14 protein-coding genes are annotated in these 14,763 nt (G+C 60.4%); 7 read left to right on the top strand and 7 right to left on the bottom strand.

The features are described from left to right. Window positions 1-71: 71 nt before the first annotated feature. From MRBLRC7O_RS20000 to galE, 3 genes are all read left to right on the top strand, one after another. Window positions 72-416: an ElaB/YgaM/YqjD family protein gene (locus tag MRBLRC7O_RS20000; protein WP_111820676.1), complete on the top strand. Its 345-nt coding sequence runs from the start codon at window positions 72-74 to the stop codon at window positions 414-416. 10 nt (window positions 417-426) lie between these two features. After that, window positions 427-864 carry a hypothetical protein gene (locus MRBLRC7O_RS19995; protein WP_111820675.1) on the top strand — a complete coding sequence of 146 codons (438 nt, stop codon included), beginning with the start codon at window positions 427-429 and terminating at the stop codon, window positions 862-864. Window positions 865-1,035: 171 nt separating this feature from the next. After that, on the top strand, window positions 1,036-2,019 hold the full coding sequence (gene galE / locus MRBLRC7O_RS19990) for a UDP-glucose 4-epimerase GalE (RefSeq protein ID WP_111797852.1): 984 nt from the start codon (window positions 1,036-1,038) through the stop codon (window positions 2,017-2,019). A 104-nt stretch (window positions 2,020-2,123) separates the two neighbouring features. Here the strand turns inward: galE and MRBLRC7O_RS19985 are convergent, their stop codons facing one another. Further along, a complete protein-coding gene (locus MRBLRC7O_RS19985) occupies window positions 2,124-2,696 on the bottom strand; it encodes a PRC-barrel domain-containing protein (protein ID WP_111820674.1) in 573 nt (190 codons plus the stop codon). Between the two features lie 236 nt (window positions 2,697-2,932). Here MRBLRC7O_RS19985 and MRBLRC7O_RS19980 point away from each other — a divergent pair, with 236 nt between their 5' ends. Beyond that, on the top strand, window positions 2,933-4,657 hold the full coding sequence (locus tag MRBLRC7O_RS19980) for a sensor histidine kinase (RefSeq protein WP_162687297.1): 1,725 nt from the start codon (window positions 2,933-2,935) through the stop codon (window positions 4,655-4,657). Window positions 4,658-4,954: 297 nt separating this feature from the next. On the opposite strand, the gene MRBLRC7O_RS19975 is transcribed toward MRBLRC7O_RS19980, so the two are convergent. Both MRBLRC7O_RS19975 and MRBLRC7O_RS19970 read right to left on the bottom strand, forming a co-directional pair. Further along, window positions 4,955-5,944 carry a sensor histidine kinase gene (locus MRBLRC7O_RS19975; RefSeq protein WP_035213313.1) on the bottom strand — a complete coding sequence of 330 codons (990 nt, stop codon included), beginning with the start codon at window positions 5,942-5,944 and terminating at the stop codon, window positions 4,955-4,957. 95 nt (window positions 5,945-6,039) lie between these two features. Then, window positions 6,040-6,834 (bottom strand): response regulator, encoded by a 795-nt coding sequence (locus tag MRBLRC7O_RS19970; protein ID WP_003508747.1) that lies wholly within the window; start codon window positions 6,832-6,834, stop codon window positions 6,040-6,042. A gap of 138 nt (window positions 6,835-6,972) precedes the next feature. On the opposite strand from MRBLRC7O_RS19970, the gene MRBLRC7O_RS19965 reads away from it, so the two are divergent. Both MRBLRC7O_RS19965 and MRBLRC7O_RS19960 read left to right on the top strand, forming a co-directional pair. Continuing rightward, the gene (locus MRBLRC7O_RS19965) at window positions 6,973-7,179 is read left to right on the top strand and encodes a NepR family anti-sigma factor (RefSeq protein WP_003508746.1); all 207 of its coding nucleotides are present in this window, start codon (window positions 6,973-6,975) and stop codon (window positions 7,177-7,179) included. Further along, on the top strand, window positions 7,179-7,745 hold the full coding sequence (locus MRBLRC7O_RS19960; protein ID WP_003508744.1) for an RNA polymerase sigma factor: 567 nt from the start codon (window positions 7,179-7,181) through the stop codon (window positions 7,743-7,745). Before MRBLRC7O_RS19965 ends, MRBLRC7O_RS19960 begins: the two co-directional genes overlap by 1 nt. Window positions 7,746-7,804: 59 nt before the next feature. On the opposite strand, the gene MRBLRC7O_RS19955 is transcribed toward MRBLRC7O_RS19960, so the two are convergent. After that, on the bottom strand, window positions 7,805-8,275 hold the full coding sequence (locus MRBLRC7O_RS19955) for an Lrp/AsnC family transcriptional regulator (protein WP_003508741.1): 471 nt from the start codon (window positions 8,273-8,275) through the stop codon (window positions 7,805-7,807). Between the two features lie 175 nt (window positions 8,276-8,450). Between MRBLRC7O_RS19955 and putA the strand changes: the two genes are divergently transcribed. Beyond that, a complete protein-coding gene (gene putA / locus MRBLRC7O_RS19950; protein WP_111820673.1) occupies window positions 8,451-12,125 on the top strand; it encodes a trifunctional transcriptional regulator/proline dehydrogenase/L-glutamate gamma-semialdehyde dehydrogenase in 3,675 nt (1,224 codons plus the stop codon). A gap of 45 nt (window positions 12,126-12,170) precedes the next feature. Here putA and MRBLRC7O_RS19945 read toward each other — a convergent pair whose 3' ends face one another. The 3 genes from MRBLRC7O_RS19945 to MRBLRC7O_RS19935 are packed head-to-tail and all read right to left on the bottom strand — an operon-like array spanning window position 12,171 to window position 14,752. After that, entirely contained in the window at window positions 12,171-12,995 is an 825-nt protein-coding gene (locus MRBLRC7O_RS19945) for an ABC transporter ATP-binding protein (RefSeq protein WP_020009952.1), read from the bottom strand. 8 nt (window positions 12,996-13,003) lie between these two features. Next, a complete protein-coding gene (locus tag MRBLRC7O_RS19940; protein WP_111793001.1) occupies window positions 13,004-13,783 on the bottom strand; it encodes an ABC transporter permease subunit in 780 nt (259 codons plus the stop codon). Between the two features lie 15 nt (window positions 13,784-13,798). Continuing rightward, entirely contained in the window at window positions 13,799-14,752 is a 954-nt protein-coding gene (locus MRBLRC7O_RS19935; protein WP_111793000.1) for a sulfonate ABC transporter substrate-binding protein, read from the bottom strand. Window positions 14,753-14,763: the final 11 nt, after the last annotated feature.

Genomic DNA, 14,763 nt, shown 5'->3' with positions numbered 1-14,763 from the left:
AGGTTCGTGAGCGGCGGCAATCTGTAACGTACCGCCATTCCCATCAACGATGTTCAGGAAGGACTTCACCTATGGCAAGCGTGCGTAGCAACGTGAATGACAAGATCCAGCAATCCCTCGAAAACGGTGATGCAGCCGATGTGGTGGCGCAGCTCGCCCAGCTTCGCGAAGATCTGGCAAATCTTGCCAAGAGCGTGAAGGCGCTCGGCGTCGGAGCATCGCACGAGCTAAAGGCGCAGGCAGCCCGTGTGGCCGATGACGCGCTGACCGCGTCCGGCGAAATGGCCGACAGCGTCCGCAGCGAAATCTCCACGCTGAATGACAATCTGACCGACCACGTCCAGAAGAACCCGCTGCAATCGCTCGGCATCGCCGTCGGCGTCGGTTTCGTGCTCGCCCTTCTGACGCGTCGATAAGGCCGCGCTCATGCTTGAGGCATTGCTGGTCTATCTGGGGGAGACCCAGCGCGAAGGGCGCGTCGTCACAAGGCGATTGCGCGCGACCATATTCCTGTCGGTTCTGACCGGGATATTCTTTCTGATCGCCTTCATCGCCGCCGTGGTGGCGGGGTCCATCTATCTTGCCCGGCATGTGGGTGCAGGCCCCGCGGCGCTGGTCGTCGCCGGCACGGCATTTCTGCTCGGCGTCATCATGCTGGTGGCGCTGGCGATCGTCAAACGCCCGAGAGTCTATGCCGCACGGCCTGCAGTCGCACCTTTGACGGCAGCGCCGCTTGCCGCAGCACCGCTGGCCCTGCAATCGCTGCTGACACTGGCGATCCAGGCGCGTCCCTATGCAACGCTCGCCGTGGCTGTCGCGGCCGGTTTTCTGGCCACCAGGGTCAATACGAAAAAGTCCAAGTAATTTCTTGGCGACACGGCAAGGCAAACCGCGCATCCAGACGATGGATGCGCGGTTTTTTTTATGTTACCCGCGAAGGATAGACTGGTTGATGGCATCCTGCGCCACGCCGCCCTTATTTGAACAAAGTGACATAGAGTCTCGGCGCGTCCGTAATTTTCTGAAAGGCAATTGATGAAGAAGAAAGTCCTTGTCGTCGGCGGTGCCGGCTATATCGGTTCGCACACCTGCCTTCTCCTGTCTGAGCGAGGATATGAACCTGTCGTTTTCGACAATCTGTCCAACGGCCATGAGGAATTCGTCCGCTGGGGACCCTTCGAACAGGGCGATATTCGCGACCGGGCGCGGCTGGACGAGGTCTTCGCCAAACACCGGCCGGAAGCCGTTCTCCACTTCGCCGCACTGATCGAAGTCGGTGAATCGGTCAAGCAACCCGTGGCTTTCTACGACAACAATGTCATCGGCTCGCTCAACCTGCTCTCCGCCGCCATTGATGCCGGCGTCACGTCATTCGTTTTCTCCTCCACCTGCGCCACGTATGGATTGCCGGAACAGGTGCCGATCGACGAGACGCACCGGCAGGCGCCGATCAACCCCTATGGCCGCACCAAATGGGTGGTGGAGCAGGCGCTGAAGGATTACAGCACCTATAAGGGGCTTCGCTCCGTCATGCTGCGCTACTTCAATGCCGCGGGCGCGGATTTCGAAGGCCGCATCGGCGAATGGCACAAGCCGGAAACCCACGCGATCCCGCTTGCCATCGAGGCAGCGCTCGGCCGGCGTCAGGGCTTCAAGGTGTTCGGCACGGATTACGACACCCGCGACGGCACCTGCGTGCGCGACTATATCCACATTCTCGATCTCGCCGATGCGCATGTACGGGCGGTGGATTATCTGCTCGCCGGCGGAGAAACAGTCGAACTCAACCTCGGCACCGGCACCGGCACCACGGTGAAGGAACTGCTGGCGGCGATTTCGGAAGTCTCCGGCCGCCCCTTCCCCGTTGAATATACCGGACGCCGCGACGGCGATTCCACGACGCTTGTCGCGAATAATGACAAGGCGAAAGAAGTTCTGGGCTGGGAACCGCGTTATTCCCTGGCCGACATCATCAAATCCGCCTGGGCGTGGCATTCCTCCCGCAATGCCGGGGACTGAGTAATCAGCGACCAGATACAAAAAAGACACCGGCCTTCTGGCCGGTGCCTCCCGCGGGACGGCTGATGAAAGCCGGTCCCGCTCCTGCCTCCCAGGTATGGGAATTAGGGCTTGGTGGCGGACGTCGTCGTGCTGTCGGGAGCCGCCGGCACTGCCGCATTCTTTTCGCTGGCCTTCTGTTCCAGCGTCTTGAATTCGGGAGCGGCCTTCAGAGTTTCCGCCGTTTCCGTCGTCGTCAGGCGGATCGTGCCGTCCTGCGCATTACGTGTCATCGTTACCTTGTCCATGGGAACGGCAACATCCTTTGCGCCGATCCCCAGGAAGCCGCCGACGCCAATCACAGCCGCAACGAGACCACCATCTTCTTCCATGATCAGGTTGGTGACGTTACCGATGCTTTCATCAGCCGCAGTATAGACCGACTTGCCGATATAGTCGTTGGCGCTGATCTGCGTTTCGCCCTGTTCGGTCAGATAGGCACCGCCCATCGTTGTGGCCGCGCTATCATTGGCCGCAGGAGCCGCAGGCGTCATGGGGGTGGCAGGGGTTGCCGGCTCCGTCTGCGTGCTCGGATTTGCCGGCGCAGGCTGGGTAGTGCCCTGAGCGATGGCCAGCGGCGCGAAAGCCGTCGTGCCCATCAGGGCGGCGGTGACGAGTATCGTAAGTTTCTTAGCCATTTCGTACCTTCCTTTCATCGTTCTCAACTGGCCGGCGGGGATGAATTTCATGTCCGCTTTTCGGCCGGTTCGTCTGGCAAACGGGTTGGTCGTTGAAATAGTTCCGATTTTTTCAATCACACCGACGCAATTGCGGCCTGCCGCAACAACCGAAGGTAAAAATCAGGCATTGCTAAAGGGGGATGGCACGGTATTATCCGTGTCGTAACAATGCCATAACTGCCGGAGTTTTTTGTATGCCTCGACCCGGCGACAGACTGAAAGACATGATCTCGGCTTTGCGTCGGCGCAGTGCGAATTTTTTCCCGACCGCCTCCATCGGCACCTATCTGGTGGTGATGGCGACTGTCATCACGCTTCCGCTCATTCTTTTCGGCGGCTATCTGATGCTCCGCCTCGAGGCGGAAAAACGCGACGACCTGCAGCGGGAAACCATCGAGGATGTGCGGGTGGTCTCCCGCAACATCGACCGCCGCCTGCAGGAAATCGCCACCTCGCTCAATCTCCTGTCGCAATTTCCGGAACTCGAGAACGGCAACCTTGCTGCATTTCAGGGACGCGTCGCAGACAGCCTGAAGCGGGAGGGCCTCTACGCCATTCTCGCCACCAAGGACGGCCAGCAGCGTCTCAACACCCGGGTGCCCTATGGCCAGCCACTCGGCAAGGTGCCGGAGGAAGCCAATCTGGCCAGGGCGGTCGACTCCCGTCGCATCACCGTCTCGGACATGTTTTTCGGCACGACCAGCAAGGAATGGGTGTTCAACGTTACCATGCCGCTTGGCCCGGAACTGGATTCGGCCGGGGATGCCCTGATCCTGACGCAGAATGCCAGCGACCTCAGCCGGCTGATCCCCACGGAAAACCTGCCGCGCAACTGGGCGGTCGCCATTATCGACGGGACCAATCGCGTCGTCGTTTCCAGCGCGCAGGATGAGGCGGAAGTGGGCAAACCCTTCGTCAACCCTGACGTACTCTCGGAAATGCAGGCCTTCAGCGGCAATTTTTTTGACGGCAAAGGTAATCTCTATGCCTATGCCCAATTGCCGGGCTGGCAATGGAGGACCGTGATGTGGGGGCCGCTTGCGGCGAGCCAGGCGGTGCTGGTGGATACATGGCGACAGATGATGATCGGCAGCCTTGTGCTGGTGCTGATCGCCATTGGTGGCGCCTATCTGGTCGGCCGGCAATTGCGCAGCTCCATTCGTGACCTGACCCTGATGGCCGAGCGCATCGGCGAAGGCGAAATCGTCGCCCCTGTCGATACCAAGATAAAGGAAGCGAACCAGGTCGCCATCGCACTCTCCAACGCGTCTTTCGACAGAAGCCAGTCGGAAGAGCGGCTGCAATTGCTGCTGCACGAACTGGTGCACCGCTCCAAGAACATTCTGACGCTGGTTCAGGCGATGATACGGCAATTGGGGCGCGAGAATAAAAGCATTCCGGAATTCCAGAAGGAGGTGGATCACCGCCTGCGCGGTCTTGGAATGTCGATCCGGGCGTTGGCGGAGGTTCAATGGCAGGGCCTGCCTATCCGCAAGCTGATCGAGACCCACCTCGATGTTTTCGGCACCGTGGCGCAGCGCATCATGCTGGTGGGAGATGATTTCATGCTCTCTCCGGAGGCGGCGCAGAATTTCGGCCTGGTAATCCATGAGCTGACAACGAATTCCATCAAATATGGCTCATTGTCGGTTCCATCAGGAAAAATCACGGTGCGATGGCAGTCGCTTGAAAAGGACGGGCGGCAGATGATCCATCTCGTCTGGACCGAAACGGGCGGACCACCGGCGAGAGAGCCAAGCCGCAAGGGCTTCGGCACCACGGTCATCAAAAGGCATGCGGAAGGCGCCTTCGGCGGGCAGGTGGTGACGGAATATCGCGAATCCGGCTTCGAGTGGTCTCTGGAAGCGCCGATCCGTTATTTCACGCCAAAACGATCGGAACAGACAGGCACGCACTGAGGCCGTCCGCTGGCGGGCCGTCTCCGCCATACGGATAGCAAAAAGCAGCGAAAAATGGCTGATATCTTGCGTAATGTTAAAAAAACGCATTTTTCGGGAACCGAATCCAGCCATGCGTGTTTTTACTGCAGGCCAAGCAATTCCCCCGTCCCCGCCTGAAGCTTGGCTGAAAATAAACAGGTTTCACCCCTGAAAACCTGTCATAAAAATAGCACGGCTCTTTCATGGGCCGTGCTTTTTGTTTTTTATCTTCACAAAATGGAAGTTAGACCCGGCTCTGCGAGGAACAGACGGATTTCAGGCGTCCGCGCTGTCGCCGGAGGGAAATCTCAGCCGGTAGACGATCCGTTCAGGCGTCAACTGATACTCGGCGCTTCCCCCCAACGCAGACGGAACCACCTTTTCCAGCACGACGCTGCCGAAACTGCCGCGCCGGGCCTCCGCCGGCTCTTTCGACGGCATCATCGGCTCATTCCATTCGACGACATAAAAATCACCCTCCTGGCGACATTGCAGGGTTATGGGCGGGTGGTAGGCAAGATTGCCGCTATGGCTGACGGTGTTGACAACCAGCTCATGGAAGGCAAGTCCGATATAGAGCGCACCATTCGGGTTGAGGAGAAGGTTCTCCCCTTCCATATGGATGAGGTTCGGATATTCCGGCACGTAAAGATCAAATTGCTGGCGCAGCAGCTCGAATATACGCGCACCCCGCCAGTCCGAATCCGTGATGAGATCCTGACTTTGGGCAAGAGCGTGCAGCCGCCCCCGGAACTTGCGCAGAAAATCATCCTTGGTGAGGCTGAAGCGGGCCGTCTGGCCGGCGAGGCTCTGGATGATCGCCAGCAGGTTCTTGGAGCGGTGGCTGACTTCGCGCAACAGCGAGCGCAGAAGCTGCTCGCGCCGCCTTTCCGCCGTCACTTCGCGAATGGTGGTTTTCATCACCACCTGGTCCGTTTGGTTGAAGGTGGAATGGACTTGAAACTGGAAGACGCGATCATTGCCGGCATTGACTTCCAGCATGCCGCGGCTGCCCGCCGTGTGCATGTCCTTCTTGAGTTCGGCAAGCCGCGCTGACAGATCGTTGCCAAACAGATTTTCATCTGTCGGATGGGAATCTGCCGGAAGTTTCCAGACATCCGGCAGATTGGCCACGAATATATAGTCGCGGTTCCAGTCCTGCAGCATGACTGTCTCACCCGAATCGAGCAAGGCGAGGACGAGCGAGTCGTGAAGTTCGCTTTCGTTCCTCTCCGCGTTATGCCATGCCAGCCGATGCAAATTCATCTCCTTGCAGAAAGCCGCGGGGCATCCCCACGACCGTAACCGCCAACGCCCGGGCACCAGACTGGTTCCCGGTCAGTCCGCGGTTTCGGCAAAATTCACGCCGCGACGCGTGAGCTTTCGTTGAAAAACAGGGCTTGGCTGATAAGCGCTTTCACCATGTCCGGATTAAACGGCTTCGTCACAAGGAAGGTCGGCTCCGGCCGCTCGCCCGTCAGAAGACGTTCGGGGAAAGCCGTGATGAAGATCACCGGGAGGGTGGTCATCTGCAGGATGTCCTTCATCGCATCGAGGCCGGAACTGCCATCGGCGAGCTGGATATCGGCGAGGATCATCTTCGGCTGGGTGCGATGGAAGAGCTCGAGCGCTTCGGTGTGGGTGCGGGCAATGCCCGTGACACGGTGGCCGAGATCGGTGACCATCTGTTCGATATCCATGGCGATCAGAGGCTCGTCCTCGATGATCATGATATCGGTCGCCACCTGCCGGGCGATTTCAGACGCCGCCTCGTCGATCAGCTTGCCGACCTGATCTTCGGAGACCTTCAGAACCTCTGCGGTTTCCGATGGCGTGAATTCTTCGACAGTCGTCAAAAGGAAAGCCTGACGGGCCAGCGCCGGCACGGCGGAGAGGTTGGCCGAGGCGCGTTTTTCCCATCCAGACAGGTTTTCATCGGTCTTAATATTGATCGTGACGGAACTAAAGATCGATACGAACAATTGATAGAGCGAAACGCGATCGCCGCTTGTCTGCGGAAAAATGCTGATATCGGCGATCAGAGCTTCGAGTGTTGCCGCAACATAGGCATCGCCCGTTGATTGTGAGCCGCAAACGGCACGCGCGAACCTGCGCAGATATGGCAGGTGCGGTGCGATGCGTGTAGAAACTGACATGGAATTCTCCCCTTTCACGCGGTCTGCAGCGCAAACCCACGATAGCAACGTGCGCATCGCAAAAATAGTTCCGGATCGCCGGAACTATTTTTTTTACCGCGCATTATTTGCCACGACACAAAAGGAATACCGGACGTTATGAACATATTTCAATCGGACCAAGAATCTCCGGACAATCCAGCCGCCCCCCAGGTCCCGCACTCCGGGCGGGCGGTGATTTCCCGTAAGCTCAGGGAGCTCTACGATGCCGTTCAGGAAGAGGGCATCCCTGACAAATTCCTCGATCTTCTCGAGAAACTCGATGAAGCCGAAAATAAAGCCAAAGCCAAGGCTTCGGAGGAATGATGGCGAAAGAGCCAGAGCAGACAGAATACAATTTCAAGCGGGAAATGCTGGCGGCGCTGCCAAACCTGCGGGCATTCGCTATATCGCTCATCCGCTCGAGGGATCGTGCTGACGACCTCGTGCAGGACACGATCATGAAGGCCTGGGCCAAACAGGACAGCTACCAGCCGGGCACCAACATGCGCGCATGGCTGGTGACGATCCTGCGCAACGAGTTCTATAGCCAGATCCGCAAATCCGGCCGTGAGGTGCAGGATACGGACGGGGTCTATACCTCGCGCCTGTCAGTCCCGCCCGAACAGCATGGTTCGGTGGATCTTCAGGATTTCCGGGCAGCACTCGCAAAGTTGCCGGATGACCAGCGTGAAGCCATCCTGCTGATCGGCGCCTCGGGTTTTGCCTATGAGGAAGCCGCCGAAATCTGCGGCTGCCCGGTCGGCACGATCAAGAGCCGTGTCAGCCGTGCAAGACTGCGCCTGCAGGAATTGCTGGGCATCGAAAACGAAAACGAGTTTGGTCCGGACGCGCAGATGAGCGCGGTCACCGCCGCCGCCACGGCGCGCTGAGAAAACCGAACAGCCAAAACGGGCAGGCAGTCGCCTGCCCGTTTTTTTATGTCCGCTTTTCAGATGCCGGTTTCCTTCACCGATTGCATGACCACGAATGTCGAGGTGTTGGAGACGGATGGCAGGCTGGAGATCTTCTCACCGAGTACCCTTCGGTATTTGCGGATATCGCTGGTGCGCACCTTCAGAAGATAATCGAAGGCGCCGGCGATCATGTGGCACTCCTCCACTTCCTTGATCTTGCGCACCGCCGTGTTGAACTCCTCCAGCGCCTTTTCCCGCGTATCGGAGAGTTTCACCTCAGCGAAGGCGATGTGATCGACGCCGAGCTTCTCCGGGTTGAGCATGGCGCGGAAGCCGAGAATATAGCCCTCATCCACCAGCCGCTTCAGCCGCGTCTGGCAGGGCGTCTTGGAAAGGCCTACCCTTTTCGACAATTGCAGAACGGACATGCGCCCATCCTCGCTGAGCGCCTCGAGAATCTTGAGATCGAAGTGGTCCAGACCGTCTGTTTTCTGACTGTTTGCCATGTGATTTCACGCCAAATCTGAAAAATAAAAGTTCATATTGCCTGTTTTATCCTGAAAATAGGGCCATAGCAATTTCTGCGATGATGATATTGTCTGCGACAGGATGACAAGCGGCGGGCGGAGGACACGCTGCCGCCGATGGTCTGTCTTCAACAGCTTTTTCAGGATTTTCAGAATGGCCGATGGTGCAAGCAACGCCGGTGTAATGGCGAACGGTATCTTCCAGAATTTTGCACCGCCGGTGCGCGAGCAGAGCCTGCTACGCAAGGCAATCACCGCCGCCTATCGCCGCCCCGAAGAAGAATGCCTTGCGCCACTGCTCGACGCGGCAACGGTGACGGCTGAAGAGGCGAAAGCCATTCGCGGCACTGCCCGAAAACTGATCGAGGCATTGCGTGCCAAGACCAAGGGCACCGGCGTCGAGGGGCTTGTGCAGGAATATTCGCTTTCCAGCCATGAGGGCGTGGCGCTGATGTGCCTTGCCGAAGCGCTGCTGCGCATTCCCGACACCGCCACCCGCGACGCGCTGATCCGCGACAAGATCGCGCGCGGTGACTGGAAATCCCATATTGGCGGCGGGCGCTCGCTCTTCGTCAATGCCGCAACCTGGGGGCTCGTCATCACCGGCAAGCTGACCTCGACGGTCAATGACAGCGGCCTTTCGGCGGCGCTCACCAAGCTGATCGCCCGGGCCGGCGAACCCGTCATCCGCCGTGGCGTCGACATGGCCATGCGCATGATGGGCGAGCAATTCGTGACCGGGGAGACGATCGGCGAAGCGATCAAGCGTTCGAAGCCGCTGGAAGAACAGGGCTTCCAATATTCCTACGACATGCTGGGCGAAGCCGCGACCACCGCGAAGGATGCGGAGCGTTATTACAAGGATTACGAAAACGCCATCCACGCCATCGGCAAGGCGTCTGCCGGCCGCGGCATCTATGGCGGGCCAGGCATTTCGATCAAGCTTTCGGCGCTGCATCCGCGTTACGCCCGTGCCCAGGCCGAGCGGGTGATGGCGGAGCTTTTGCCGCGCGTCAAATCGCTGATGCTGCTCAGCAAGAAATATGACATCGGCCTCAACATCGATGCCGAAGAAGCCGACCGGCTGGAACTGTCGCTAGATCTTCTGGAGGAACTGGCGCTCGACAAGGACCTCGCCGGCTGGAACGGCCTCGGTTTCGTCGTGCAGGCCTATGGCCGCCGCTGCCCCTTCGTTCTGGATTACATCATTGATCTCGCCCGCCGTTCGGGACGCCGCATCATGGTGCGCCTCGTCAAGGGCGCTTACTGGGACGCGGAGATCAAGCGCGCGCAGGTGGAAGGGCTGGAAGATTTCCCGGTCTTCACCCGCAAGGTCCACACTGACGTCTCCTACATCGCCTGCGCCCGCAAGCTGCTCGCCGCGCGCGATCTGGTCTTCCCGCAATTTGCGACCCATAACGCGCAGTCCATGGCGACGATCTACCATCTCGCCGGTCCTGACTTCAAACTCGGCGACTACGAGTTCCAGTGCCTGCATGGCATGGGCGAACCGCTTTACAGCGAAGTCGTCGGCAAGAAGAAGCTCGACCGGCCCTGCCGTTTTTATGCCCCCGTCGGCACCCATGAGACGCTGCTGGCCTATCTCGTCCGCCGCCTGCTGGAAAACGGCGCGAACTCTTCCTTCGTCAACCGCATTGCCGATCCCGCCGTACCGGTGGATTCCCTCCTGGAAGACCCGGTCGCGGTGGTCAAGGCCTACGCCGTTCCCGGCGCACGGCATGACCGCATCGCCGCGCCCGCCGACCTGTTCGGCCCGGAACGTAAAAACTCCGCCGGCCTCGATCTTTCCAGTGAAACGACGCTCTCTGCACTGGACAATACCCTGAAAGCAGGTGCTGCGACCGAATGGAAAGCCACAGCGCCACAGGCAGGTGGCAACACGCGCCCGGTTCTCAATCCCGGCGACCACAATGATATCGTCGGCCATGTGACCGAGCCGACGCAGGCCGATGTCGAAGCCGCGATGCAGCGGGCGGCAGCCTCGAACTGGCCTTCCACCCCGGTGGAAGAACGCGCCGCCTGCCTGGAGCGCGCCGCCGACGCCATGCAGGCCGAAATGCCCGCCCTGCTCGGCCTCATCATGCGCGAGGCGGGAAAATCCATGCCGAACGCCATTGCCGAGGTGCGCGAGGCCATCGACTTCCTGCGTTATTATGCGGCGGAAGCCCGCAGAAACTTCAAATCAGGCGAAACGCCGCTCGGCCCGGTCGTCTGCATCAGCCCGTGGAACTTCCCGCTCGCCATCTTCATCGGCCAGGTCACGGCAGCACTGGTTGCGGGCAATCCGGTTCTGGCAAAGCCCGCCGAAGAAACGCCGCTGATTGCAGCCCAGGGCGTGCGCCTGCTGCATGAGGCCGGCGTTCCGCAGGATGCCGTGCAGCTTCTGCCGGGTGACGGCAAGACGGGGGCCGCACTCGTCGGCTCCCCGCTGACGGCGGGCGTGATGTTCACCGGCTCGACGGAAGTGGCGCGGCTCATTCAGGGCCAGCTTGCCGGCCGGGTTCTGGCCAATGGCCAGCCGGTTCCGCTGATTGCCGAGACTGGCGGCCAGAACGCCATGATCGTCGATTCCTCGGCGCTTGCCGAGCAGGTCGTCGCCGATGTCATCGCGTCTGCCTTCGACAGCGCCGGCCAGCGCTGCTCGGCGCTGCGCATTCTCTGCCTGCAGGAAGATGTGGCGGATCGCACGCTGACCATGCTGAAGGGCGCGCTGCATGAGCTGCGCATCGGCCGTACCGACCGGCTTTCCGTCGATGTCGGCCCTGTCATCACCGCCGAGGCGAAGGGCATCATCGAAAAGCACATCGAGGGCATGCGCGGGCTCGGCCACCGGATCGAACAGATCGAGCTTGCTGGAGAAACCGGCAAGGGCACCTTCGTGCCGCCGACGATCATCGAGATGAAATCGCTGGCCGATCTGAAGCGCGAAGTCTTCGGGCCGGTGCTGCATGTCATCCGCTTCAAGCGCGACAATCTCGACCGGCTGATCGACCAGATCAACGCCACCGGCTATGGCCTGACCTTCGGCCTGCATACGCGTCTTGACGATACGATCCAGCACGTCCTGTCGCGTGTCGCGGCCGGCAATCTTTATGTGAACCGCAACATCATCGGCGCGGTGGTCGGCGTACAGCCCTTTGGCGGACGCGGCCTTTCCGGTACCGGTCCCAAGGCTGGCGGCCCGCTCTATCTCGGCCGCATGACGCAGGAAGCGCCGAGGATCGACCGCGTTGCGAGCCAGCAGGATCAGGCAGCCGTCGATCTCGCCCGCTGGCTGGACGAAAACGGCGAAACCGTCGCGGCCGAAGCCGCACGGCAGGCGGCAGCACTTTCCGGCCTTGGCTTCGAAACCGAGCTGGCGGGTCCTGTCGGCGAACGCAACGTCTATGCGCTGCATCCACGCGGCAAAATCCTGCTGGTGCCGGCAACTGAACAGGGGCTTTACCGCCAGCTTGCCGCGGCGCTTTCCACGGGTAACTCGGTTGTCATCGATAATGCATCGGGACTGGAAAAATCCATTTACGGACTGCCCGCAACCGTGACCTCACGGATTGTCTGGGCGGATGACTGGGCAAAGTCCGGCCCCTTCGCCGGCGCACTGGTCGAGGGTGATGCGGCGCGTATCGTGGCGGTCAACAAAAAGATCGCCGCCCTGCCCGGCCCGCTGGTTCTCGTTCAGGCCGCAACAACGGAAGCGCTTACGAGTGAAAGCCAGCCCTATAATCTCGACTGGCTGGTCGAAGAAGTCTCCGTCAGCGTCAACACCACAGCCGCCGGCGGCAATGCCAGCCTGATGAGCATTGGCTGATGATATTGTCCGGCGGGGCCTTCGGCCCTGCCGGTTCATCCTTTATCAGCTGACATCACCACGGCCGAAGAGCTGGTTCAGAACCTGCTCTTCCAGTCTCGCAAATTCCGCCGTGCCGTGGCGGCGCGGGCGCGGCAGTTTCACATCGAGATCGAGCGCGATGCGCCCCTCATCGATGACGACGATGCGATCCGCGAGAGCAACGGCCTCGGAAACATCATGGGTGACGAGGACGGCGGTGAATTTCTGCTTGCGCCAGATGCGCTCCAGCAGAAGCTGCATTTCGATGCGGGTAAGTGCATCGAGCGCGCCAAGCGGCTCATCCAGCGCCAGGATCTGCGGATGGGCGACAAGAGCGCGCGCCAGCGCCACGCGCTGCTTCTGGCCGCCCGAGAGCACATAGGGCCATTCGCCCGCCCGGTCCTTCAGGCCCACCTCATCGAGAATGGCAAGGGCCTGCTCCTTTGCCGCCTCTCCTTTGGCGATGCCGGTCAGCCCCACGGACACGTTATTCGCGATACGCTCCCACGGCAGAAGACGCGGCTCCTGAAACATCATACGGGTGCGGCTCGATGGGTCTTTCGAGACGGTTCCGGTCGTCGGCGTGTCGAGACCGGCCAGAATACGCAGGAGCGTGCTCTTGCCGCAGCCGCTTTTGCCGATGACGGCCAGAAACTCGCCTTCCCGCACATCGAGATCGATGCCGCGCAGAACCGGCTTGTCACCAAAGCTCTTCGTGACGTTGCGGAAGCTGAAGGCGACCTTGCCATCGGTCGATTTCGTGCGGTGTTCGGTCTTCGCCTCCGTTTCAGGCGGAATGGGTGGCCGGGCATCGGGGCGTCTCAGCGTCGTCACATTACCGGTCGACATGGGTTACCTCAGACTTTCTTGAAGGCTGGATGCCATTGCAGGAAGATGCTTTCGAGGAAGCGGGCGAAACTGTCGGCCAGCTTGCCGAGAAGCGCATAGATGAGGATCGACAGCACGACGACATCGATCAGCAGGAACTCGCGCGCCTGCATGGCCATGTAGCCGAGGCCGGAGGAGGAAGAGATGGTTTCGGCCACGATCAGCGTCAGCCACATGATACCGAGCGCGTAACGCAGGCCGGTGAAGATGGCGGGCAGTGCGCCGGGCAGAATGACCCGGCGAAACAGCGTGAAGGGCGACATGCCATAAGTGCGGCCCATCTCCACCAGTTGCGGATCGACACCCTGAATGCCGAGAAGCGTGTTGATGTAGATCGGGAAAAACACTCCCAGCGCAACGAGAAAGAGCTTCGCCTCCTCATCGATGCCGAACCACAGGATGACGAGCGGAATGAGCGCCAGATGCGGAATGTTGCGGATCATCTGCAGCGTCGTATCGGTGAAGCTGCGGGAAAATCTGGACAGGCCATTCGCCAGCCCGAAGATGAAGCCTATGGAACCGCCGATGGCGAAACCGGCGAGTGCGCGGGCGGAACTGACGCCAATATTGGCGACAAGCTCACCCGAGAGCAAAAGCCGCCAGAAGGCTTCCGCGACAGCGGAAGGAGCCGGAAGCACATTGGCGGAAATCAGACCGGCGCGCGCCGCCGCCTCCCACCCTGCAAGAATGAGTGCGGGGAGCAGCCAGCCTGTGATTCCGCCAATCTCGATACGCTTTCCGGTGCTCACGGCGTTTCCTCCGGCTCAGTTCGTCGCGCCCGACCAGACGGCATCCTTGATGCTGATCTGTTTCGGGATCAGGCCGAGACGATAAAAGCGGTCGGCGGTTTCCTGCTGGCTGGCGATTATCTTGTCGTCAATCTTGGCAATGCCGAATTCAGAACGGTTCGCGGCCAACGTCTGCGCCTCCAGCGGAACACCCGTCACCTCATGCAGGGCGGCAGCAACCTTGTCGCGATTGGCGGCGGACCATTTCGCCGCCTCGCCCAGCGCATCAATGGTGGTGTTGATGGTGTCCGCATGGGATTTGGCATAATCGCGATTGGCGAGGAAATAGGTGCTGACCGCAAGCACATCGCTGGTGCGGGCAAGCGTCACCGGCTTGTAGCGGGTTTCGGCGATCGCGTAGAACGGATCCCAGACGGCCCAGGCCTCAATCTTGTCGCTGGCGAAAGCGGCCGCGGCATCGGCGGGGCTGAGATAGATCACCTCGATATCGCTGAACTTCAGCCCGTTCTTCTCCAGCGCCGCGACCAGCAGATTGTGCGCGCTGGTGCCTTTGCCGACGCCGACCTTCCTGCCCTTCAAATCGGCGACCGACTTGATGCCGCTTTCGGGCTTGGTGAAGATCGCCTCGCCCTTGCCGTTAGAGGGAAGAGCCGCGACATAAACGATGGCCGAACCCGCCGCCTGCCCGAAGATCGGCGGCGCATCGCCGGTCCAGCCGACATTGATGGAGCCGACATTCAAAGCCTCCACCAGCGGCGGGCCTGCGGTGAATTCGACCCAGGAAACCTTCACGCCCTTGGCCTCGAGCGCCTTTTCAATGACGCCCTGCTGCCGGGCGATAACCGGCAGGCCGGTTTTCTGATAACCGATCTTCAGCTCTTCCGCCGCCTGCGCCTGCAGCGGCAGGACGGAGAATGCGGCGGCAACAAAAAGGCTGGCGGAAAGCGCACGGCGGGTGATGGCTGGCATTTCATCTCCTT

This window comes from Agrobacterium radiobacter (assembly GCF_040801995.1).
Taxonomy (GTDB): Bacteria; Pseudomonadota; Alphaproteobacteria; order Rhizobiales; family Rhizobiaceae; genus Agrobacterium; species Agrobacterium radiobacter.
The sequence above is the reverse complement of the archived record's forward strand: the minus strand, read 5'-3'. Positions and strand labels throughout refer to the sequence as shown.